We start from the raw sequence: 22,463 nt of genomic DNA, 5'->3' as shown, positions 1-22,463 counted from the left end.
GCGTCCAAGGAGAGCCGATGTCCAGCTACGTCCTGTCCCTGTTCCTGGCGGTGGTGGCTTGTATCATCGGCGGCGCCCTGGGCGGCATGATCCTGGCAAGGCCGCAGACGATGCTGGGGCTGGCCGGGCTGGCCGACGAGGAGACGCCGAAGTCGCCGCTGTTCGCCGAGGGCCGCGCGTTCGGCGGCATGCTGATCGCCTCGCACGGGATCGCGGCGCTTTATCTTGGCTATCAGCCCAGGTTGGGCGCGGCCATGGCCATGGTGCTGGCGGTCGGCTGGCTGGGCGCGGCGGCGGCGCGAGCGCTTTCGGCGGCCATCGATGGCTCGGCGGGCCGCTTCAACGCCGGCTCGATCGTCTTCAACGCCTTGATCGGGATCACGCTGAGCCTGCCGTTCTTCACCGTCGGCCGCTATGTCGCCCGGGGCGCCGGCCTGGCCTGAAGCACGCCCTCGTGGGCCAGCAGCCAGCGCTTGCGCTCGACGCCGCCAGCATAGCCGGTGAGCGCGCCGCTCATCCCGATCACCCGGTGGCAGGGCGCGACGAGGCTGAGCGGATTGGCGCCGTTGGCGGCTCCGACGGCGCGGATCGCCGCGGGGCGCTCCACGCGGCGGGCGAGCTCGGAATAGGTGACGGTTTCACCCGGCGGGATGGCGGCCAAGGCCCGCCAGACCGCGCGCTGGAACGGCGTGCCGCCGGTGTCCCAGGCCAGAGCGGACAGGGCGGAGAGCTCGCCGGCGAAGTAGCGGGCGAAGGCGGCCCGGGTCTCGGGCGGCGCCGCGCCGGCCTCTAGAGGAAGGCCGCCATAGTGCAGGCCAAGCAGCCGACGCAGCCGGGGCTCGAAGTCGTGGAAGTCGACGGCGCGCAGCAGGCCGGTCTCGTCGGTGACGATCAGCAGCTCGCCGATCGGCGAGGGGGCGCGGTCGAGGAACAGGCGAATGGGGCGGGTCATGAGGCGATGATCGCCTCGCGCGACGAGGCTGTCCGCCCGGATTTTGCGGTCGGATAATCCTCCCCCCGTGGGGGAGGGGGCCGAAGGCCGGAGGGGGAAGAGCGGGCTATCCGGTTTCTTCCCCCTCCGTCGTCTCTTCGAGCCGACACCTCCCCCGCTAGGGGGAGGATTTGGGCCCGCGCCTACCGAATCCCCGGCACGTGCAGGGCCGCGTCGCGTTCGGCCTTCTGCTTGTAGGCCAGGTCGCCGTACTTGGACATTTCCATGCGGGCGATGGTGCGGCAGTGGACCTCGTCGGGACCGTCCGCCAGGCGCAGGGTGCGGATGCCGGCATAGAGCTTGGCGAGGCCAAAGTCGGTGGTGACGCCGCCGCCGCCATGGGCCTGGATGGCGTCGTCGATGACCTTCAGGGCGATGCGCGGGGCCGCGACCTTGATCATCGCGATCTCGAGGCGAGCCGACTTGTTGCCGGCCTTGTCCATCATGTCGGCGGCCTTCAGGCACAGCAGGCGGCACATCTCGATGTCGATACGGGCCTCGGCGATGCGCTGCTCCCAGACCGAGTGGTCGGACAGGTACTTGCCGAACGCCTTGCGGGTCATCAGGCGCTTGATCATCTTCTCCAGCGCCACCTCGGCCGCGCCGATGGTGCGCATGCAGTGGTGGATGCGGCCGGGACCGAGGCGCCCCTGGGCGATCTCGAAGCCGCGGCCCTCGCCCAGCAGCAGGGCTTCCTCGACCGGCACGCGGACGTCCTTGAGGATCACCTCGGCGTGGCCGTGCGGGGCGTCGTCATAACCGAACACCGGCAGCATGCGGACGATCTCGATCCCCGGCGCGTCCAGCGGCACCAGGACCTGGCTCTGCTGGCTGTGGGGCGAGGCGGTCGGATCGGTCTTGCCCATCACGATCGCCACCTTGCAGCGCGGATCGCCGACGCCCGAGCTCCACCACTTGCGGCCGTTGATCACATAGTGGTCGCCGTCGCGCTCGATGCGGGTCTCGATGTTGGTGGCGTCGGAGCTGGCCACGGCCGGCTCGGTCATCAGGAAGGCCGAGCGGATCTGGCCGTTCATCAGCGGGCGCAGCCAGCGCTCCTTCTGCGCCAGCGTGCCGTAGCGCATCAGCACCTCCATGTTGCCGGTGTCGGGCGCGGAGCAGTTGAAGACCTCCGACGCGAAGCCGACCTTGCCCATGTGCTCGGCGATCAGGCTGTATTCCAGGTTCGTCAGCTGCTCGCCTTCGAACTGGAAGGTGTCGTCGACATGGGTCTGGCCGCTATGCGGCGGCATGAAGAAGTTCCACAGCCCCTCGGCCTTGGCCTTCTTCTTCAGCTCTTCCAGCACCTGGACGACCTTCCAGCGCTCGGCGCCCAGGACGTTCATCTCGGCCTCGTAGGCCGGGATCGCCGGATAGACGTGCTCGTCCATGAACGCGGTGACGCGATCCAGGAAGACCCGTTGCTTGGGGGAGATGTCGAAGTCCATGGCGTTCCCTCTGCCCGCTCGGCTTGTCTCAAACACTTGTTTGAAGCATTTGTAGACCGGCATGCCGCGCGCGGCAAGCGGGCAGGTCGGCGCGCGATGGCTTAAGTTGTTGGGCGGCGGGTTGTCATCGGCCCGCGCCTGTCGGACAACGGCGACATGCTGAACCTGACCGCTGAAATCCTGCAGGGCCGCCACGTCCGGCTCGAACCCGTCACCGTCGATCACCGCGACGAGCTGAAGGCCGCCATCGACTGCGATCCCGAGAGCTGGGAGATCATGTCCGTCAACGGCTGCGGCGAAGGCTTCGACGACTTCTGGGGCGCGCTTCAGGGTGAGACGGATCGGGGCGAGCGCATCGGCTTCGCCGTCCGTCGCCTATCCGATGGCAAGGTGGTCGGTACGTCCAGCTACCTGAACATCCGCCGCGTCCACTGCGGTCTCGAGATCGGCGCGACCTTCCTCAATCCGGAGGCGCGCTCGGGCCCGGTCAATCCGGAGAGCAAGCGCCTGATGTTGGGCCATGCCTTCGACCGCGGCGCGATCCGGGTCGAGCTGGTCACCGACGTGCGCAACGCGCGCAGCCAGGCGGCCATCCAGAAACTGGGCGCGACCAAGGAAGGCGTCCTGCGGAATCACAAGATCACCTGGACGGGATACGTCCGCGACACGGCCATCTTTTCGATCACCGATTACGACTGGCCGGGCGTCCGCCAGCGCCTGGATTTCAGGTTGTCCGAGGCATTCGTCTAAGGTCTGTGGCGAGTTGTCGCGCCGTTAGTTACGAGAAGCAATTCTCAATACTAGACGGTATAAATTCCGTCGTATGGGCGGGATGGCATGTCTTCGAATCTGCATTGAGCACGGCGCGCGCGAGTCGGCCGTCGAAGGCGTGACTCCGGCGAAGATCGACAAGATTTCCTCCGCCTATATCGACGCCCATTGGCCGCCTCCAAGGCGCCATGGCCGCGTGGCGCCCGGTGCCTATGTGCTGGTCGATCCGCACACCGACTATCTGGACGGCGACGAACTGCGCGGCATGGCCCAGGAGCTGCAGTTGCGGCTGTTCGGCACCCAAGGGCGCGACGATCTTTGCATGCTCACCTTCGAGGGCGATGAGGAGCAGGTCCTCAAGTTCTCCACCCTGACCGAGGAAGAGCTGCTGGCCATGCGTGGGGGCAAGCCGCCGCCGCCCGAGGGCCGCACGCGCGTTATCCGCGGCGATGGCGTCGCCGAGCTGGCGCCCTGGGGTTCGACGCCGCGCGTGGTCGCGGCCAAGCCCAAGGTCGAGGCGCCGATCCCGATCCAACTGGGCTGGCGCGGCGTCTACAACCTGGGCGGCCAGAAGTTCGAGAGTTCCGAGATCATGGTCGCGCGCAAGCCCGGCGCGCCGGAGCCGCAGGACGACGCCGAGTTCGCCGAGCACGATCTGCTGGCCTTCGATCGCGCCGTGACGGCGCTGGAGGCCGATCATGGTCTCAAGGCCTGGGTCGGGGTGCGGATGTGGAGCGTGGTCCGCGCGGGCATCCGCGAAGCCTATCAGGCGCGCTTCACCGCTCTCTCGCCCAGCGTCCGCGAGCGGATGGCGGCCGTGATCTACGAGGTGCCGCGCGACCTGCCATTCTCGGCGATCGCGCCTCTGCGTGACCTGGTCCTACCCAACTTCGCCCGTGTCGACCTGAGGGTCCTTGACCCCGGTTTCTACTGTCAGGCCGTGCCCGAGGGTTTGGCGCACGGCGTGGTCTTGCAGTTGGAGGGCGACGACGAGAAGGCCCGCCTGCGGAAGGTCCATCGCTTCCTGTCCGACCGGAAGGTCTACGCCGCGCGCCGCCTGCGCCAAGGCCTGGCTGGCGTGCGCAACGCGCGCGAACTGGAGCTGGCGCGGCGCATGGGCGCCAATACGGTCAAGGGTCCCTTCATTAGCGGCCTGTTCGCCGCCCCGGTGGCCGAGCAGGAGGCGCCGATCGATGAGCTTCCGCTGGCCGTGTAGGGCCGCGGAGAGGCGCGTGGGGGCCAACGCGCCGCCCGGCCGCCGCCCCGCGTATATGAGCCAGAGCCTGTTCGTGGGGTTGGGATTGTTCTCTCCAGACCCGACGGGCTCTCCCCCGTTTCGCCGGACTCCTCAACGAATTGGCGAGGATTCCTACCTAATGTTGCAGTCATGACGGCCATCGCCTGCCTCCGAATCCTGTTCAACGCCGGCGAGAGCCAGCCCGGCGAAGTGCCCAAGTCGAAGGCGCAGGCCGTGGCCGACGCCTTTCTCAAGGCGCGATGGCGCGCGCCCCGCAAGTGCGGCGCGGTGGCTCCGCTTGCCTTCGTGCTGGCGGACAATCGCGTGGAGACGCTGGATCCCGCCGAGATGCAGGCCCTGGCCGGCGAGCTTGAGCAGGTGCTGTTTCCTGGCGGGGACGGCGGGCAAGTCTGCCTGATGACCTTCCAGGGCGACGAGACGGCGGTTCTGAAGTTCGCCAGTCTGTCCCAGAAGGAGCTGGCGGGCCTCGTCGCCGGCAAGGGCTATGGCGGCGCCGCCGGTCGGGTCCACGTGATCACCGTCGACGCGGTCGAGTCGGTGCCCAGCACGCACGAGGAGGCCAAGGCCCTGGCGGCCGAAAAGGCGGCGTCCGGGCAGGTCGCGGAAACGCCGCTGGCCGACAAGCCAGCCCAGGCCGCGAAGGCGTCCGTCGCGCCCAAGGCGCCACCGCCGCCTCCGCCGCCTCCGCCGCCCCAGACGGGCTGGTGGGGCGTCTATGACCTCTCCGCCAACGCCTTCGTGGCCTCCCTGATCGGCATGCGCGCCGACCTGCTGCAGCCGGCGCCAGAGGACGACGACAAGCTCCTCAAGCGCGATCTGATCTGTCTGACCGACGCGCAGGCCGCGCTGAAGGCGGCGACCTTCGGCGAAATCCTGGTGCCGTTTGGCTTCTGGAACCTGACGACGCCGTCGTCCCAGGACGCCTATAAGAGCCGTCTGTCGCGCTATCCGCTGGACCAGCAGCCGCGTCTGGTCGCCACCATCTACGGCACGCCGCGCGAGGCCTCGCTGGGCATGCTGCAGCAGATGCGCGCCTTCCTGAAGGGCAGCTTCGCCTTCATGGATCTGCGCGTCGATGACGCCACCTTCCCGATCCACGGTCTGCCGCCGGAGCTGATCGACAGCGTCACCCTGCTGCTGACCGGCGAGACCGAATTCGACCGGATGAGCACGATCCAGCGGTTCGCCGAACGCAAGAACACCTACGAAGGCAAGGGCGTGATGCAGGGCGTCGCCGGGGTGGCCACGCGGGCCGAGCTCGAGGCGTGCCGCGCCGGGGGGCTCACCCGCGTCCAAGGGCCCGCGATCACCACCTTGCTCGACAAGCCGATCGCCGCCGCCGAGGGCGCGCCGATCGCCCTGGGGTAGGGCGCGGTTTAGCGTCGTCCGAACAGCTTCTCGATGTCGGCTAGCTTCAGCTCGACATAGGTCGGGCGACCGTGGTTGCACTGGCCCGAGTGAGGCGTGGCCTCCATCTCGCGCAGCAGGGCGTTCATCTCGGCCCCGTTCAGGCGGCGGCCGGCGCGGACGCTGCCGTGGCAGGCCATGGTCGAGCAGACCTCCTCCAGCCGCTCCTTCAGCGCCAGGGCCGCGCCGTTCTCGGCCAAATCATCGGCGATGTCGCGCACCAGGCCCGCGGCGTCGGTCTTGCCCAGCAGGGCCGGCGTCTCGCGCACCAGAACCGCGCCGGGGCCGAAGCTTTCGATGACCAGGCCAAGGCTCGCCAACTCCTCGGCGCGGGCGACGACGCGCTCGGCCTCGGCGGGATCGAGGTCCACGACCTCGGGCAGCAGCAGCGTCTGGCGCGCCACGCCGCCGGCCGCCATCTCGCCCTTCATCCGTTCATAGACCAGGCGCTCGTGGGCGGCGTGCTGGTCGACGATGACCATGCCGTCGCGGGTCTGGGCGACGATATAGGTCTCGTGCACCTGGGCCCGAGCCGCGCCAAGCGGGTAGTCCACCGGGTCGAAGGGCGCGGCGCCTGAGTGATAGTCCGTGATCGGACGATCCTCGAAAGCGGCCGACGCGTAGGCCTCGCGCGCCACCTTGGCCAACTCTCCCCCAAAACCAGGCGAGTAGCTCGGCTCGACCCTGGCCGACACCTCGTTCAGCCCCGGCAAGTCCATGCTTTGCATGTTTAGGGGCCGCTGCGTTGGCGGCGTCCAGCCGCCCTCGCGCCAGGCCGAGAAGCCGGCGGGCGAAGGGCCGGGTTGATAGCCCGGGAACGGGCTCTGCTGGGCGCGGATGCTGTCCAGGGCCTGGGCCGCGACCGTGGTCGAGGCGCGGTGGCCCGCGCCGGCCAGGGCGTGGCGCAGGGCGCCGACGATCAGGCCGCGCACCAGGGCCGGATCGCGGAAGCGCACCTCGGCCTTGGCGGGGTGGACGTTGACGTCGACCTCGCTGGTGTCGAGCGTCACATACAGCGCCGCCGTCGGGTGGCGGTCCCTCGCCAAAAAGTCGGCATAGGCCGCGCGCAGGGCGCCTTGCAGCAGGCGGTCGCGCACCGGCCGGCCATTGACGAACAGGTACTGGTGGGCGGCGTTGCCGCGGTTGTAGGTCGGCAGGCCCGCGAAGCCCGACAGCCGAACGCCGTCGCGGACCTGGTCGATCTCCAGGGCGTTCTCCTGGAACTCGCGGCCCAGCACGGCGGCCAGACGCGCCAGCCGTCCTTGCGGTCCGGGATGCTCGGGGGGCAGGCGCAGCACCCGGCGGCCGTCGATGTCCAGCGAGAAGCCGACGCTCTCGTTGGCCATGGCCTGGCGCTTGATCTCCTCGGTGATCGCCAGGGCCTCGGCGCGCTCGGATTTCATGAACTTGAGACGGGCTGGTGTCGCGTAGAACAGATCCCGCACCTCGATCCGCGCGCCGTGCGGGCCCGGGAAGGCGGCGGGGGCGACGTCGCCGACCTGGCCGCCCTCGACCAGGATCGAGAAGGCGTCCTTCTCGCCCTTGGCGCGCGAGCTGATCGAAAGCCGCGCCACCGAGCCGATCGACGGCAGGGCCTCGCCCCGGAAGCCCATGGTGTGGATGCGCAGGAGGTCCCACAGGCCGTCTTCGTCCGGCGCCAGCTTGGAGGTCGCGTGGCGCTCGATCGCCACCGGCAGCTCCTCGGCCGACAGGCCGCAGCCGTCGTCGGCGACCAGGATGCGGGTCAGGCCGCCGCCGTGGGCCTCGACCTCGATCCGCGTGGCGCCCGCGTCGATGGCGTTGTCGACCAGCTCCTTGATGGCGCTGGCGGGCCGCTCGACCACCTCGCCGGCGGCGATGCGGTTGACGGTCTCGGGCGGCAGGCGGCGGATGGGCATCAAGCGGACTTTCACGAAGCAGGCCGGCGACCACGCGTGAGGCGGGGCGCCGACATTGCAACTCCTTAAGTTGCCGAACGAAAGCCGATCGGCCAACCAGAGGAAGATCGGGAACTTAGCTCGATTCCGCCATCGTTCGAGGAAGACAGATAGTGACGCCGATCCGTTTCGCCGCCGCCGGCCTGGCGCTTTCGTTGTTGTGCGGCGGTTCGGCCTTGGCTCAGGTCCCTCGGGCCCAGATGGGGGGCAGGAACGAGGTCTCGATCCACCAAACCAAGCCCGTGGACCTGACGCCGGTCGACAGCCAGGCCAACCTGGTCGAGGAGTTGATCGTCAACGCCCGTCTGCCCGGTCCGGCCTGGTGGAAGGTCTCGGACGCCGACACCACCGTCTATGTGATGGGCATGCCGGCCTTCACCCCTCGAAAGCTGGACTTCGACACGTCGGTGCTGCGCCGCCGCCTGGACGGCGCCAACATCCTGATCATCGGCCAGGAGCCGGAGGTCAGGATCTTGAGCCTGCTGTCCCTGATCCCCGGGCGCGGCAAGCAGTTCAAGGTGGACAGGCCGATGCGCGAGACCCTCCCGCCCGATCTGCGCGCGCGGCTGGAGAAGCAACTGAAGGCCCGCGGCAAGGCGCTCGACGAGCACGACGACATGAAGCCGGCGCTGGCGGGCTTCGTCATCGCCAACGAGCGGGGCGGCGGCGTCTCGATCACCGTGGGCGACCTGACCAACAAGATCCGCGACCTGGCCAAGAGCAAGGAGGTCGCGGTCCAGCCTCGGGTGAAGAAGCTGGGCGACTACGACCTGATCGGCATGGTCAAGTCGCTGGCCGAGGCGCCCCAGCCCCTGCAGGAGCTGTGCCTCGACGCTGGCCTGAAGGAGGCCGAGAACGGCTTGGCCAGCGTCCGCGAGACCGCCGACCAATGGGCCGAGGGCCAGGTGCGTCAGGTCGTTGCGGCCGAGCGCGGCTATCAGCGATGCCTGGCCTCCACGCCCTGGATCGCGCGCCAGTTCAAGGACGGTCAGGACGATGCGGTCGGCGCGATCACGTCGGCGCTCAAGAAACCCGGCAAGGCCGTGGCGGTCATCGAGCTGCGCTCGCTGCTGGCCGAAGGCGGGGTGCTGGATCGCCTGCGCGCCAAGGGCTTCACCGTGACAGCGCCCGAATAAGGTCAAGCTTCCGCCACACGGTCCCGCGAGGGTTGAGCCGCGACACGGGGAGGGGGCGATGCGAGCAGTCCTGACGGGCTTGGCCTTGGGCGCGGCGGTCATGGGATCTTCGGCCCACGCCCAGGCGATCGATGATCCTCAGGCCAATGTGGTCGAGGCGCTGGTGGTCAGCGCCAAGCTGCCTGGCCCGGCCTGGTGGCGGGTCTCCGACGGCGACACGACGATCTATGTGCTGGGCGTGCCGAGCGCGCTGCCCAAGGGCCAGCCGTGGGACCGGTCGGTGCTGGAGCGCCGCCTGGACGGCGCCTTCGCCTTGCTGACGCCGCCCGTCTGGCGGGCGGGCCTGACCGACATTCCGGCCATGCTGAGGCTACGCAACAGCCTCAAGGACGATGGCGAATGGGCGGCGCGGTCCCCGGCGCTGGCGGCGCGGACCCAGCGCGCCTGGACCGCCGTCGATCCCAAGCACGCCGACGGCTGGCGCAAGTGGAAGCCGCTGCTCGTCGCGCTCCAACTGAACGGAAAGGCCAGCGCCCAGGCCAAGCTCCAGACCTCGCGGCCGGACAAGGACATCGCGGAACTCGCCCGCGAGAAGCGCGTGAAGGCGCGGCCGGCGGCGACCCACAAGGCCATGCCGATGCTGAAGGCCGTGGTGCGCGAGCACGGCGAGGCAGCGGGGCTGACTTGCCTGGACGAGACGCTCGACGCGGTCGAGGCGGGGGCCGCGCCGATCCGCGCCGCCGCCGAGGCTTGGTCGCAAGGCCGGGTCAAGGACGCCCTGGCCGGCCCGCGCGGCGCCGAGCGATGCGAGCTGTTGCTGCCGGGCGTGGCGGATCTCAAGCGCCAACTGGTCGATGACGAGGTCGAGGGCCTGACGAACCTGCTGAAGACCCCCGGCCACGCGGTCGCCTACTTCCCCCTGCGCGCCCTGGTCGCCGAAAACGGGGTGCTGGACAAGCTGCGGGCGCGGGGGATCACGGTGCGGACGCCGGGGGAGGGCTAGGACCCCGCGAAGCCCCAAAACGAAGAACGGCCCGGAACCGCGAGGCTCCGGGCCGTTCGTGTCTTGATTGAAGTCCGGCCTTAGAGGCCCGGCAGCTTGATGCCGCCCTTCTTCTCGCGGCTGATGACCACGCCGCCATCGCCCACCAGCTTCTTGAGGCGAGCCTCCTCGGCGGCGGCGTCGACTTCCATCGGGGCGTTGGCGCCGGCCTCGGCCGCCGTCGTCACGTTGGTGGTCTTCTGACCCTTCTTCCAGAACATCACCTTGCTGGCGAAGCTCTCGTCCTTGTGGGCCAGGTCGCCGGTCTCGTCGTCGACGACGAAGCGGATCAGCGGGTCGGCCTTGTCGGAGCCAGCGCGGGCGACCAGCAGCTTCTCGCCTTCCGAGCGGCCGGCGGCGTTGCTCTGACCGATCAGGGCGGCGCGGGCCGCGCTTTCGGGCTGCAGCTCCTGCGGGCGCGGCTCGCCGGGCGCCGGCGGACGCAGCGAATAGTCCGGCGGAACCACCAGCGGGGCCTTGCTGACCACGCGGAATTCGTCGGGGACGACCTTGTCCATCCCCAGGGCCTTCTTGGTCGAGGTGCAGCCAGCCAGGCCGATCGCGGCCACGACGGTCAGGGCGCTAACAGCGGCGACCCGGTTGAAACTCATCAAACCATGCTCCAGCAGAGCCGACCCCCGGCCCAAAATTCGGACGCTCTCGATACGACATCCTCGCGCGGGTGCCAATGTCCCACGCGATTGCGGCGGCAATCGGCCAAAACTACTCCGTCCGGTGCGACTGTTTGCTCTCCTCGGAGAGGAAGCTGTCCAGCAGCAGCAGCGCCACCCCGATCGAGATACCCGAGTCGGCGACGTTGAACACCCAGGGGAAATAGAGCCGCGAGACGTCGATGAAGTCGACGACATAGCCGTACAGCACCCGGTCGATCAGGTTGTTGCCGATCGCCCCGCCGATGATCATGCCGATCCCCAGGGCCGGGAGAAGCTTGGTCGCCTTGCGCGCCCAGATCGCCAGGCCGATCACCACCACGACCGAGAAGCCGATCAGCAGCCAGCGGCCCCAATCGCTGTTCTTCAGCAAGCCGAAGCTCATGCCGTAGTTATGGACCATGGTCAGGTGCAGCGGCCCCAGCAACGGGACGCTGGCGCCTTGCTCGCGGCCCAGGAAGCCCAGGATCCAGAGCTTGGAAAGCTGGTCCAGCACCAGGACGGCGGCGGCGATCGCGTAGGCGGTCCAGCCGAGGCGGGTGATTTTCAAAGCTGGTCATCCCCTCTTCGAAATCCTCTCCCATCGGGAGAGGAGGGACCCGCCGCGAAGGCGACGGGAGGTGAGGGGTTACACCGGCCGACGGCTTACCCCCTCACCCCTACCCCTCTCCCCATGGGAGAGGGAGACTTCTTTAACCGTGCGTCGCGTCCCAATGGGCCACGGCGTCGGCGTCGCGAAGGCTAAGCTCCGGATAGCGCGGATCGGTTCCCACCTCCGGCAGGATGCGCCACGAGCGGGCGCACTTGCTGCCTTCGGCCTTGTTCGGATCGACCGACACGCCCTTGACCTCGTCGACGCGGAACGCGCCAGCGTCGCCCGCCACGAGCGTGGCCGAGGACGTGCGGAACACCTCGGCCGCGTCCAGGCCCTCGAAGGCGGCCAGCAGGTCGGCGTCGGCGACGTGCACCACCGGCGCGGCCTCCAGGGCCGAGCCGATGCGCTTTTCGCGGCGCTCGACTTCCAGGGCGCCGGTCACGACGGAGGTGACCGTCTCGACCTTGGCCCAGCGGGCGGCCTCGGCGTCGTTGCGCCAGGCGTCGACGCGCCGCGGCATCACCCGCAGCGTCACCGGACCGGCTTCGGGGAAGCGCGTCGTCCACGCCTCTTCCATCGTGAAGCTGGCCAGCGGGGCCAGCCAGATGGTCAGGCGGTCGAAGACGTGGTCGAGCACCGTGCGATAGGCCCGGCGCTTCAGGGCGTCGGGGCGGTCGCAATAGAGGCTGTCGCGGCGGACGTCGAAGTACAGAGCCGACAGGTCACCCTGGCAGAACTCGATCAGCGGCCGGATCACGTCCGAGAAGCGGTAGCTCTCGTAGGCCTCGCGCACCTGGCCATCCAGCTCCCACAGGCGGTGCAGGATGTACTTCTCCAGCGGCGGGAAGTCGGCATAGTCGGTGACGCGCTCGGCCTCGTCGAAGCCGGCCAGGGCGCCCAGCAGGTAGCGCATGGTGTTGCGCAGCTTGCGATAGGCGTCGGTCGTGGTGGCCAGGATCGTCTTGCCGATCCGCTGGTCTTCCGAATAGTCGACCATCGCCGCCCACAGGCGCAGGATTTCCGCGCCGGACTCTTTGGTGATGCTCTGCGGCTCGACCGTGTTGCCCTTGGACTTGGACATCTTCTCGCCGTTCTCGTCCATGGTGAAGCCATGGGTCAGGACGGCCTTGTAGGGCGCGCGGCCACGGGTGCCCGAGCCTTCAAGCAAGCTGGACTGGAACCAGCCGCGGTGCTGGTCGGAGCCTTCCAGATAGAGGTCCGCCGGCCAGTGGCTGTCGGCGCGGCCCTCGATCGTGAAGGCGTGGGTGCAGCCCGAGTCGAACCAGACATCGAGGATGTCGGTGATCTTCTCGTACTGGGCCGGGTCGTGGACGCCCAGGAAGTCGCTATCGGGACGCGTGAACCAGGCGTCGGCGCCGCCCTCGCGGATGGCGGCGAGAATCCGGGCGTTGACCTCGGGGTCGTTCAGCGGGTGGCCGGTGTGCTTGTCCACGAACATGGCCAGGGGCGTGCCCCAGTTGCGCTGGCGGCTGATCAGCCAGTCCGGACGCGTCTCGACCATCGCGCCGATGCGGTTGCGACCGGCGTCCGGGTGGAAGGCGGTGTCGGCCAGCGACTGCACCGCGACCTCGCGCAGGGTCTTGCCGCCGAGGCTGTCCACCGCGTGGTCCATGCGGATGAACCACTGCGGGGTGTTGCGGAAGATCACCGGGGCCTTGGAGCGCCAGCTGTGCGGATAGCTGTGCTCGACGCGGCCCCGCGCCAACAGGTTGCCGGCCTCGATCAGCTTCTCCATGACCGCGCCATTGGCGGGCCCGAACTTGCCGACCTTCTTGCCCTCGGTCTCCAGCACCTTGAGGCCGCCGAACAGGGCGACATGCGGATAGTAGGCGCCGTCGGGATCGACCGTTTCGGGGATCTCGCGGTGGCCGTGGGCCAGCCAGACCTGATAGTCGTCGGCGCCGTGGCCCGGGGCGGTGTGGACGAAGCCCGTACCGGCGTCGTCGGTCACGTGGTCGCCCGCCAGCATCGGCACCGCGAAGCCGTAGTGGCCGTCGAGGTCGGCCAGCGGGTGGGTCAGGACCATGCCTTCGCAATCGACGCTCTCGACCTTCTCCCAGGCCGCGACCTTGGCGGCCTTGAAGACATCGCCGGCCAGCTTTTCGGCGATGATCAGGCGGTCGCCCGGCTTGGCCCAGGGTTCGAACTCGAGACCTTCCTCCAGCGCCTTCACCTCGAAGACGGCGTAGGGGATGTCGGGATTGTACGAGACGGCGCGGTTGGCCGGGATCGTCCACGGGGTGGTCGTCCAGATCACCAGCTTGGCGCCCTGGGCGGCCTCCGAGCCCTCGACGACCGGGAACTTCACCCAGATCGTAGGCGAGACGTGGTCGTGGTACTCGATCTCGGCGTCGGCTAGAGCGGTGCGCTCGACCGGGCTCCACATCACCGGCTTGGAGCCGCGATAGAGTTGGCCGCTGGCCAGGAACTTGTGGAACTCGGCGACGATGGTCGCTTCGCTGCTGAAGTCCATGGTGGCGTAGCGGTTCCACCAGTCGCCCAGCACCCCCAGGCGCTGGAACTCGGTCTTCTGGGCCTCGATCCACTGGCCGGCATAGGCGCGGCACTCGCGGCGGAATTCCTCGGCCGGGACCTCGTCCTTGCGGCGGCCTTGGCTACGGAACTTCTCCTCGATCTTCCACTCGATCGGCAGGCCGTGGCAGTCCCAGCCCGGGACGTAGTCGACGTCGTAGCCGAGGGCGAAGCGGCTGCGGACCACGAAGTCCTTGAGGATCTTGTTCAGCGCGTGGCCGATGTGGATCGCGCCGTTGGCGTAGGGCGGGCCGTCATGCAGCACGTAGAGCGGCGCGCCGTCGGCCTGGCGCTTGGCGCGCACCGCGCCGTACAGGCCCTTGTCGGAAAGGGCCGCCCAGCCCTCCAGGATCTCGGGCTCCTTCTTGGGCAGGCCCGCGCGCATCGGGAACGGGGTGTCGGGAAGGAAGACGGTCTCGCGATAGTCGCGGGCGGGCGTGGCGTCGTCGGCCATGGAATTTAAGTCCGGCTCTGAAAAGGTGTCGGAAGAGGGCGGGAGAACCCGGCGCGCGCTGGAGGATCGTCCGGCGGCGTCACGCCGGGCGGATAATTCGCGAAATCTTCCGAACGGAACTCATGGGGCAGCGGGATAGCAGAGGGAGGCCCGTGGCGCAAAGGCTTCGGGCGGGCGGCGCCAAATCCTCCCCCCAGCGGGGGAGGTGGTCCGAAGGACCGGAGGGGGAAGTTCTGCTGACCTTGCCTCTTCCCCCTCCGTCGCCTCTTCGAGTCGACACCTCCCCCGCTAGGGGGAGGATCTAAAACGCCGGCGCGACGATCGCCCGCGCGGCTTGCTCGTCCCGCCGAATCTGCTCGATCATCAGGTCCAGGCTGTCGAACTTCAGCTCGGGCCGGAGGAAGGCGATCAGGTCGGTCTCGATGATCTGGCCGTAGAGGTCCTCGTCGAAGTCGAACAGCCAGGTCTCCAGCCGCGTCTCGACGATGCCGGTGGTCGGGTTGTTGCCGAGGTTGGCCACGCCCGGCACCTCGCGGCCGTCGGGCAGGCGCGTGCGGGTGGCGTAGACGCCGAGCCTGGGGACCACATAGTCCTCGACCTCGACATTGGCGGTGGGAAAGCCCAACTGGCGACCCAGCTGCTGGCCGCGGCGGACCACGCCCTCGATCGCGAACGGGCGGCCCAGGATGCGGGCGGCCTGGTCGGGATGGCCGTCGCGCAGGGCCTCGCGCACGCCGGTCGACGAGAACTTCTCGCCATCGCCGCTCGCCAAGACATCGGACACCGGCTCGGCCACCGAGACGGTGAAGCCGTACTCCTCGCCATAGGCCTTCATCAGCTCGGCGCTGCCGGTGCGACCGCGGCCGAACGAGATGTCGAAGCCGACGGCCACGTGCCTCACGCCCAGGCCCTGGACCAGCACCTTCTCGACGAACTCGCGGTCGCCATAGCTAGCCATCTCGAAGTCGAACGGCAGCAGATAGAAGACATCGACGCCCAGGCCGGCCAGGGCGCGGGCCTGCTGGGCGTGGGTCATCAGCTTGAAGGCTGGCTCGCTGGGACGGAACAGGCGGCGCGGATGCGGGTCGAAGCTGACCACGCCCAGCGGCGTCTGGCCGGCCAGGGCGGCTTTCGCGGCCTGGGCGATCACCTGCTGGTGGCCGCGATGGACGCCATCGAAATTGCCCAGCGCCACGGACGCGCCGCGCGCTTCGGGGGGCAGGTCCTTCCAGGCTTGGATCGTCTTCAGGGGCATCAGGCGGCCTTGCGGGGGACCATGACCACGGCCTCGCCGTCGACGACGGGCTTGCCGTTCACGAGGCAGACGGTCGAGAAGGTGACGCGGGCCTTGGCCTCGTCGATCTCGGTGATGGTGGCGCGGGCGGTGACTTCGTCGCCGATCTTGACCGGCCGCTTGAAGCGCAGCGTCTGGCTCAGATAGATCGCGCCCGGGCCGGGCAGTTTGGCGCCCAGCACCGCCGAGATGTAGCCGGCCGAGAGCATGCCATGGGCGATGCGCTCGCCGAAGCTGGTCTTGGCCGCGTACTCGGCGTCCAGATGGACGGGATTGTTGTCGCCGGTCACCTCGGCGAAGGCCTCGATGTCGGCCTCGCCGACGACGCGGACCAGTTCGGCCGATTGGCCAACGCTCAGCTCTTCCAGAAACTTACCCTGCACGACGCTTTCCCCTCGGGTTCTTATTGTGCGTTGCACACAGCATAGCGTTCCGAAACCCGATCACCAGACCAGATCGCCAACGGCGTGGGTCGCGCCGACCTGCTCGGCCTCGAGGAGCGCGAGCACGGCTTCCGGGTTCAGCTTGCCGTCCGGGCCGATCGCCGTCTCGCCGTGGATGCCCTTGGCGATGAACAGGCAGGCCAGCTTCTGGTCGTGAGCGCCCTTGACGTCGGTGATGACGCCGTCGCCGACGCACAGCACCCGGTCGCGGTCGACGGGGCGGCCCAGCAGGCGCTCGGCCTGCTCCAAGGCCAGGTCGTAGATCGCGCCATAGGGCTTGCCGGCCATCACGACCTTGCCGCCCAGGCTTTCATAGAGATCGGCCAGGGCGCCGGCGCAGAAGATCAGGCGATCGCCCCGCTGCACGACGCGGTCGGGATTGGCGCAGATGAACAGCAGACCCCGGTCGGCGGCGACCTTGAGGCGGTCGCGATAGTCCTCGGGGACTTCCTTCTCGTCCTCGTAGAGGCCGGTGCAGGAGATGAAGTCGGCGTCCTCGCAGCCGGCGGCCGTCAGGTCGATGCCGTCATAGAGCACGTCGTCCCGCGCCGGCCCGACCTTCCAGACCTTGCCGGGGGCGTTGGCCTTCAAGAGCGCTCGCGTCGCGTCGCCCGAGGTGACGAAGCCGCTCCAGGCCGAGCGCGGCACGGAGAGGCCGTCCAGCTGCGCCACCACGTCGGCGGACGGGCGCGGCGAGTTGGAGATCAGAACCACCGGGCCCTTCTCCCGACCCCACGACGTCAGGGCCTCGCAGGCCTCGGGGAAGCTCTTCACCCCATTGTGGATCACGCCCCAGACGTCGCAGAGCACGACGTCGTAGCGGTCGGAAAGGGCGCTAAGGCCAGGCGGGAAATCCATCATGCTGCGGCGGTACCGGTCCGAAGGCGGGGCGTCAATGTCGCGGGGCCTTAGCTGTTCTCGCGCGCGCCCGAATTCAAGATCGGCCAAGTCAAGCTTCTAAAGACCGGCGTTCCATGACTATGCTCCCACAACCTTGGGAGGGGCCGATGACGATACTAATCCTGGGTCTGGTCGTGTTCCTGGGCGTCCATTCGGTGCGGATCGTGGCGGCGCCGCTGCGGGACGGCCAGATCGCCGCCAATGAAAAACGCTGGAAGGGGCTCTATGCGCTGATCGCGGGGCTGGGTTTCGTGCTGATCGTCCTGGGCTGGATCGCGGCCCGGCCGACCGCGCCCCAGGTCTACGACCCGCCGACCTGGGGACGGCACGCGGCCATGGGCTTGGTCTGGGTCGCCTTCGTGCTGCTGGCCGGCTCGAACGGACCGGTCGGACGGATCAAGGCCACCGTGCGCCACCCGATGCTGCTGGGAACCATCGCCTGGGCCAGCGGCCACCTGCTGGCCAATGGCGACCTGGCCTCGACGATCCTGTTCGGCGCCTTCCTGGCCTGGGCGATCGTCGACCTGATCTCGGCGGTGAACCGCAAGGAGCCGGCGCCGGTGGTCACCAAGCCGATAGCCGACCTGATCGCGGTGGTGGCGGGGACGGTGCTCTACGCGTTGTTCGTGCTGGGGCTGCACCGAGGGCTGTTCGGCGTCTCGCCGATGGGGTGAGGGGCGCTAGGTCGCGTCGTGCTCAACCCTCCTCCCCACTAGGGGGAGGTGGATCGATGCGAATACGCATCGAGACGGAGGGGGTCCGCGAAGCGGTGGTGCGCTCGCCGCCTCACAGGGCCCCTCCACCGGCGTTCGCCGGTCCCCCTCCCCCAGAGGGGGAGGAGAGATGGCGCTTGCGTCACGTCGCGTCGTGAAAGATCACGCCCAACGTCCGCCGCCGCCCCGACCGCACCTCGCTCACCCCGTGCCGCAGCATCCGGCGATGCACGCCGCGCGTCCCCTCGGCCGGCCGTTCGCGGACCGCGAAGATCACGCCCTCGCCCTGGCGCAGCGGCACGACCTGGGGCGCGGACTGCTGGCGGGGGCGCTGTTCGACGATGACGAACTCGCCGCCGTCGAAGTCGCGGCCGGGCTCGTCGAGCAGGAACGCCGCCTGCAGTGGGAAGACGTGCTCGCCATACAGGTCCTGGTGCAGGCAATTGTAGTCGCCGGGACCGTAGGTCAGCAGCAGCGGCGTCGGCCGAACCTGTCCCGCCGCGTGGCAGCGCGCCAGCATCTCGTCGAGCGCCTCGGAAAAGCGGTGGTCCTGGCCGAGACGCTCGGCCCAGCGATTGGCGATCCGCGCCAGCGGGCCGTAGAGGCCCTGGCGCAGGCGCTGCACCACGTCCGGCAGGGGATAGCTGAAGTACTTGTATTCGCCGCGTCCAAAGCCGTGCCGCGCCATCACCACCCGGCTCCGGAACGGCGCATCCAGCGGGTAGAGGTCGGCGATCGCGGCGCAGGTCTCCGGCTTCAGCAGCGGGCCGGTCAGGGCCCAGCCGCGGGCGTCCAGCTCGGCGCCGATGCGCGTCCAGTCGAGACTCACGCGGCCTCGCGGTCGGGTTTGCAGCGCAGGCAGGCGCGGAAGCCGGCGGCGCGGGCTCCTTCACGCGTGTCGTGGAACTCGACGTTCTTGCGCAGCGGCCGGCCGGCGCAGCTGGCGACGCAATAGACGCCGGTGGTGCGCACGGCGACGAAGAAGGCGCCATCGGCGGCGCGGTCTCGCGCCTCCCAGGCGGCCCAGCGGGCGTCTTCGGTGTCGTAGAGGGACATGGTGGGCTCCTTTCGCGGGAGACCCTGCCGCCAACGCGGAGCGGCGTCATTCCGATGCTTGCGGCGACCCCGCTAGCCTACCAGCCCACGGCCCGGCGACGCGGAGCGCCCCGCATGAAGTCCGAGGGCGGTTCGGCCTCGGCCAGGATCGCGTCGCGGATGGCGCGCGGCTCGCCGAACAGGTTGCCCTGGCCATAGCCGATGTCGAGGTCGAGGATCTCGGCGACCTGCTTCTCGGCCTCGACCTTCTCGACGATGACCTCGATGCCGTAGCGGCGGGTCAGGGAGGCGAAGTCGGCGGCGTTCAGGTCGGGCAGCGAGGCGATGACCAGCTTGCCGTCCTGCTCCTCCAGCTCGTTCAGCATCATCTGGGCGGCGACCTTCAGGTAGCGCACGTCGGCGCGGGCCAGGTCCTGGAAGTCGATGTCGAGATCGACGACCTTGTCGAGGCTGAAGCTGAAGCCCAGGCTGGCCAGGCGCGACATGTGGCGGGCCTCGACCGGGCCGCGGCGCTCGAAGGCGTCCTGACCCAGCTCGAAGATCACCGCGCCGGCCAGGTCCTTGTTCTCCTGCATGAACTCCAGGAACTGCGGGAAGAAGGCCTCGTCGCCCAGGCTGGCCAGCGAGATGTTGCAGAAGATGCCGACCTTGCGGTCCTGCTTGGCCAGGCGACGGACGATCTGCACGCAGCGGAACAGCAGCAGGTTGTCGATATTGGCCATCAGGCCTTCCGGCTCGGCGACGGCCAGGTATTCGGCGGGCATCATGACGCGGCCGGTCTCGTCGCGCAGGCGCGAGAAGCTCTCGTAATAGACCGTGCGGCGCTGGGGCAGGCTGACGATCGGCTGCAGGTAGAGGTCGACGCGGTTGTCGGCCAGGGCCTCCTGCACCATCCGCAGCAGGCGATCACCCTGCGGGGCGCGATCGGACAGAGGCCCGCGCGGCGCGGCGGCGGCCGGTTGGCTCAGCTGGCGCTCCAGCCGGTCGTTCATCTTGTGGACGAGGTCTTCCAGATGGCTGACTTCGCTGGACAGGGCCTCGGCGCGGCGCTGGGCGTCGGCCGCGACGACGTCCATCAGGTCGGTGACGCGGGCGTCCACCTTCTCGACCTGGTCCAGCAGGATGGCGTGGGCCTCGCGGACGGTGTCGATGTCCATGCGCAGGGCCGCGCCCAGGAAGGTCTGGGCCAGCAGGCCGTGGAACGCAAAGCAAAGGCCCAGCATGCCGATGAAGGCCGAGACGCCGACAGCGGGGGTCGCGCCCATCCTCCAGAGGAAGAGGGAGACGATCAAGGCCAGACAAAGATAGGCCCCCGTCAGGAGCGCCAGCATAAGCTTACGCATCATTTCGCCCATACGAATCGATACGGATCATCAGACCGATCCGAACGCCAGAAGTCGAATAGATTAACGCCCCTGCGCCAAACGGTCCCAAGGATCCTTAACGGGGATCATACACCCACTTCCGTATGATCGCTGAATCGACATTCGCGCGCTCGACTGATAATCGTTCGCAATCTTATCGGAGCGGTTATGTCCGAAGCGTTTGTTCTATCCTCAGAATTCGAGCCCGCCGCCGTTGATCCCACTGGGGATCCGGCCGGCGTTCGCCCCCTGGCCGTGGCCGGGCCGGGCGACCGCGGCGTGATCGTCAAGGTCACTGGCGTCTCTGGCGCGGCCGAGGCCGTGGCCGCCGAGGAGCTGGAGCGCCGCCTCTTGGAAATGGGCTTCGTCGAGGGCGCGACGATCGAGGTGCTGCACCAGGGCCTGTTCGGCCGCGACCCGATCGCCGTCCGCGTCGACGACACCCGCGTGGCCCTGCGTCGCCGCGAGGCCGGCGCCGTCTCGGTGAAGTTCGACGGACGCTAAGACCTTGACCCCTGATATCGGCGTCGCCGCCACCGTTACCGACACGTCCGCCAACTCCGCGCCGCTTCAGCCCGCCCGGGTCGCCCTGGTCGGCAACCCCAATTCCGGCAAGACCGCGCTGTTCAACGCCCTGACCGGCAGCCGCCAGAAGGTCGCCAACTACGCCGGCGTCACCGTCGAGCGGAAGGAAGGCGTGCTGACCGCTCCCAGTGGCCGCCCGATGCGCGTGCTCGATCTTCCCGGCACCTATTCCCTGCGCGCCCGCAGCCCCGACGAGGCCGTGACCCGCGACGCGGTGCTGGGCCGACTGGCCGGCGAGGCCGCGCCCGAGGCGCTGATCTGCGTCGCCGACGCCACCAACCTGCGCCTGGTGCTGCGCCTGGTGCTGGAGCTCAAGGAGGTGGGGCGGCCCTTCGTCCTGGCCCTCAACATGTTCGACATCGCCCAGCGCCAGGGCCTGCGCATCGATCTCGAGCGCCTCTCGCGTGAGTTGGGCGCGCCGATCGTCGCCACCGTGGCCACTCGCAAGCGCGGCCTGCCCGAGCTCCTGGAACAGGTCGAAGGCCTGATCGCCGCTCAGAAGCCCGAAGCCGAGAGCGTCTGGCGCGAGCCGACCGCCGCCGAGATCCGCGCCGCCCACGCCGAGGCCCAGCGCATCTTCAAGGCCTGCGTGAAGCCGCCCGAGCGGCCCGACACGGTGACCGGCAAGATCGACGGCGTGCTTCTGCATCCGGTGGCGGGCCTGGTGATCCTGCTGACCCTGCTGTTCGTGATGTTCCAGGCGGTGTTCACCTGGGCCACGCCGGCCATGGACGGCATCGACGCGGGCTTCGCCGCGCTCGTGGCGTTCACCAACACCCATCTGCCGCAAGGACTGTTGACCAGCTTCATCGCCGACGGCCTGATCGCCGGCGTCGGCAGCGTGCTGGTCTTCCTGCCGCAGATCCTGATCCTGTTCTTCTTCATCCTGATGCTGGAGGACAGCGGCTACATGGCCCGCGCGGCCTTCCTGATGGACCGGATCATGGGCGGCGCGGGCCTGCACGGCCGGGCGTTCATTCCGCTGCTGTCCAGCTTCGCCTGCGCCATCCCCGGCATCATGTCGACGCGGGTGATCGACAACCGGGAAGACCGGCTGACCACGATCCTGGTCGCGCCCCTGATGACCTGCTCGGCGCGGATCCCCGTCTACACCCTGATCATCGGCGCCTTCATTCCCCAGCACACCGTGGCCGGGTTCCTGTCCCTGCAGGGGCTGGTGATGTTTGGCCTGTACGCCAGCGGCATCGTCAGCGCGCTGCTGGTCTCGTTCGTCATCCGGCGCGTGTTCTGGCGCGGGGCGGTCGAGCCGTTCATGATGGAGCTGCCGACCTATCGCTGGCCCGAGCCGCGCAACGTGGCGATGAACCTCTGGACCCGCGCCCGCATCTTCATGGCTCGCGCCGGCCGCATCATCCTGCCGCTTATGGTGCTGGTCTGGGTGCTGTCGACCTTCCCCTATCCGCCGGAAGGCGCGACGGGGCCGGCCATCGACTACAGCATCGCCGGCCGCCTCGGTCAGTTCCTGGCCCCGCTGATGGCCCCGATCGGCTTCAACTGGCAGATGACCGTGGCCCTGATCCCGGGCATGGCCGCCCGCGAGGTCGCCGTGGCGGTGCTGGGCACCGTCTACGCGGTGAGCGGCGAGGACGGCGAGACGGGCGCGCTATCGACCCTGCTGAAGAACCAGTGGTCCCTGGCCAGCGCCCTGTCGTTCCTGGCCTGGTACGTCTTCGCCCCGCAGTGCCTGCCCACCCTGGGCGTGGTCAAGCGCGAGACCAACAGCTGGGTCTGGCCGACCGTGATGTTCGTCTACATGGTCAGCCTAGCCTACCTGGCCGCCTTCGTGACCTACCACGTCGCCGTGGCGCTGGGGGCGGGGTAGGG

General features: G+C 68.9%; 21 protein-coding genes and 1 pseudogene. 9 read left to right on the top strand and 13 right to left on the bottom strand.

Features of this window, described 5'->3' with window-relative positions; all coding sequences use genetic code 11:
• Positions 1-17: 17 nt before the first annotated feature.
• Positions 18-443 (top strand): DUF4345 family protein, encoded by a 426-nt coding sequence (locus J2728_RS02935; protein ID WP_309996110.1) that lies wholly within the window; start codon positions 18-20, stop codon positions 441-443.
• Here the strand turns inward: J2728_RS02935 and J2728_RS02930 are convergent.
• Together J2728_RS02930 and J2728_RS02925 are read right to left on the bottom strand one after the other, a co-directional pair.
• On the bottom strand, positions 413-952 hold the full coding sequence (locus J2728_RS02930) for a methylated-DNA--[protein]-cysteine S-methyltransferase (protein ID WP_309996107.1): 540 nt from the start codon (positions 950-952) through the stop codon (positions 413-415). The genes J2728_RS02935 and J2728_RS02930 overlap by 31 nt on opposite strands.
• A 182-nt stretch (positions 953-1,134) precedes the next feature.
• Positions 1,135-2,439 carry an acyl-CoA dehydrogenase family protein gene (locus tag J2728_RS02925; RefSeq protein ID WP_309996105.1) on the bottom strand — a complete coding sequence of 435 codons (1,305 nt, stop codon included), beginning with the start codon at positions 2,437-2,439 and terminating at the stop codon, positions 1,135-1,137.
• Between the two features lie 156 nt (positions 2,440-2,595).
• Here J2728_RS02925 and J2728_RS02920 point away from each other — a divergent pair, with 156 nt between their 5' ends.
• From J2728_RS02920 to J2728_RS02910, 3 genes are all read left to right on the top strand, one after another.
• Positions 2,596-3,189, top strand: coding sequence for a GNAT family N-acetyltransferase (locus J2728_RS02920; RefSeq protein WP_309996102.1), 594 nt, complete (start codon positions 2,596-2,598; stop codon positions 3,187-3,189).
• Positions 3,190-3,271: 82 nt separating this feature from the next.
• On the top strand, positions 3,272-4,426 hold the full coding sequence (locus tag J2728_RS02915) for a hypothetical protein (protein ID WP_309996099.1): 1,155 nt from the start codon (positions 3,272-3,274) through the stop codon (positions 4,424-4,426).
• Positions 4,427-4,597: 171 nt separating this feature from the next.
• Entirely contained in the window at positions 4,598-5,836 is a 1,239-nt protein-coding gene (locus J2728_RS02910; RefSeq protein ID WP_309996096.1) for a hypothetical protein, read from the top strand.
• Between the two features lie 8 nt (positions 5,837-5,844).
• Here the strand turns inward: J2728_RS02910 and mutL are convergent, their stop codons facing one another.
• Positions 5,845-7,773, bottom strand: coding sequence for a DNA mismatch repair endonuclease MutL (gene mutL / locus J2728_RS02905; protein WP_309996093.1), 1,929 nt, complete (start codon positions 7,771-7,773; stop codon positions 5,845-5,847).
• A 152-nt stretch (positions 7,774-7,925) separates the two neighbouring features.
• Between mutL and J2728_RS02900 the strand changes: the two genes are divergently transcribed.
• Positions 7,926-8,948 (top strand): TraB/GumN family protein, encoded by a 1,023-nt coding sequence (locus J2728_RS02900; RefSeq protein ID WP_309996090.1) that lies wholly within the window; start codon positions 7,926-7,928, stop codon positions 8,946-8,948.
• A gap of 58 nt (positions 8,949-9,006) precedes the next feature.
• Entirely contained in the window at positions 9,007-9,951 is a 945-nt protein-coding gene (locus J2728_RS02895; protein WP_309996088.1) for a TraB/GumN family protein, read from the top strand.
• An 80-nt stretch (positions 9,952-10,031) separates the two neighbouring features.
• On the opposite strand, the gene J2728_RS02890 is transcribed toward J2728_RS02895, so the two are convergent.
• The 7 genes from J2728_RS02890 to J2728_RS02860 form a co-directional block, all read right to left on the bottom strand.
• Positions 10,032-10,601 carry a DUF3035 domain-containing protein gene (locus J2728_RS02890; protein WP_309996085.1) on the bottom strand — a complete coding sequence of 190 codons (570 nt, stop codon included), beginning with the start codon at positions 10,599-10,601 and terminating at the stop codon, positions 10,032-10,034.
• Positions 10,602-10,713: 112 nt separating this feature from the next.
• Positions 10,714-11,211, bottom strand: a complete 498-nt coding sequence (gene lspA / locus J2728_RS02885; protein ID WP_309996082.1) for a signal peptidase II — start codon at positions 11,209-11,211, stop codon at positions 10,714-10,716.
• A 142-nt stretch (positions 11,212-11,353) separates the two neighbouring features.
• Complete coding sequence (gene ileS / locus J2728_RS02880) at positions 11,354-14,263, bottom strand: isoleucine--tRNA ligase (RefSeq protein WP_309996079.1); 2,910 nt, start codon at positions 14,261-14,263, stop codon at positions 11,354-11,356.
• A 79-nt stretch (positions 14,264-14,342) separates the two neighbouring features.
• Positions 14,343-14,387, bottom strand: a complete 45-nt coding sequence (locus tag J2728_RS02875) for a hypothetical protein (RefSeq protein WP_181242883.1) — start codon at positions 14,385-14,387, stop codon at positions 14,343-14,345.
• Between the two features lie 177 nt (positions 14,388-14,564).
• Complete coding sequence (locus J2728_RS02870) at positions 14,565-15,518, bottom strand: bifunctional riboflavin kinase/FAD synthetase (RefSeq protein WP_309996077.1); 954 nt, start codon at positions 15,516-15,518, stop codon at positions 14,565-14,567.
• On the bottom strand, positions 15,518-15,964 hold the full coding sequence (locus J2728_RS02865) for a MaoC family dehydratase (RefSeq protein ID WP_309997561.1): 447 nt from the start codon (positions 15,962-15,964) through the stop codon (positions 15,518-15,520). The genes J2728_RS02870 and J2728_RS02865 overlap by 1 nt, the downstream gene beginning before the upstream one ends.
• 36 nt (positions 15,965-16,000) lie before the next feature.
• A complete protein-coding gene (locus J2728_RS02860) occupies positions 16,001-16,861 on the bottom strand; it encodes a TIGR01459 family HAD-type hydrolase (protein ID WP_309997559.1) in 861 nt (286 codons plus the stop codon).
• A 146-nt stretch (positions 16,862-17,007) separates the two neighbouring features.
• On the opposite strand from J2728_RS02860, the gene J2728_RS02855 reads away from it, so the two are divergent.
• Positions 17,008-17,574, top strand: coding sequence for an NnrU family protein (locus J2728_RS02855; protein ID WP_309996074.1), 567 nt, complete (start codon positions 17,008-17,010; stop codon positions 17,572-17,574).
• A 181-nt stretch (positions 17,575-17,755) separates the two neighbouring features.
• Here the strand turns inward: J2728_RS02855 and J2728_RS02850 are convergent, their stop codons facing one another.
• From J2728_RS02850 to tipF, 3 genes and pseudogenes are all read right to left on the bottom strand, one after another.
• Positions 17,756-18,442 carry a 2OG-Fe(II) oxygenase gene (locus J2728_RS02850; protein WP_309996071.1) on the bottom strand — a complete coding sequence of 229 codons (687 nt, stop codon included), beginning with the start codon at positions 18,440-18,442 and terminating at the stop codon, positions 17,756-17,758.
• Between the two features lie 11 nt (positions 18,443-18,453).
• Positions 18,454-18,669: pseudogene (locus J2728_RS02845) on the bottom strand (Ada metal-binding domain-containing protein); the annotation flags it as partial.
• Between the two features lie 77 nt (positions 18,670-18,746).
• Complete coding sequence (gene tipF, locus J2728_RS02840; RefSeq protein WP_309997557.1) at positions 18,747-20,012, bottom strand: flagella assembly cyclic-di-GMP phosphodiesterase TipF; 1,266 nt, start codon at positions 20,010-20,012, stop codon at positions 18,747-18,749.
• Between the two features lie 189 nt (positions 20,013-20,201).
• Here tipF and J2728_RS02835 point away from each other — a divergent pair, with 189 nt between their 5' ends.
• The gene (locus tag J2728_RS02835) at positions 20,202-20,537 is read left to right on the top strand and encodes a FeoA family protein (protein WP_309996066.1); all 336 of its coding nucleotides are present in this window, start codon (positions 20,202-20,204) and stop codon (positions 20,535-20,537) included.
• 4 nt (positions 20,538-20,541) lie between these two features.
• Complete coding sequence (gene feoB, locus J2728_RS02830) at positions 20,542-22,461, top strand: ferrous iron transport protein B (RefSeq protein WP_309996062.1); 1,920 nt, start codon at positions 20,542-20,544, stop codon at positions 22,459-22,461.
• The last annotated feature ends 2 nt before the right edge of the window (positions 22,462-22,463 follow it).

Origin of the sequence: Caulobacter segnis (assembly GCF_031454995.1) — a bacterium.
Taxonomy (GTDB): Bacteria; Pseudomonadota; Alphaproteobacteria; order Caulobacterales; family Caulobacteraceae; genus Caulobacter; species Caulobacter segnis_E.
This window is presented reverse-complemented; position numbering and strand designations above follow the sequence as displayed.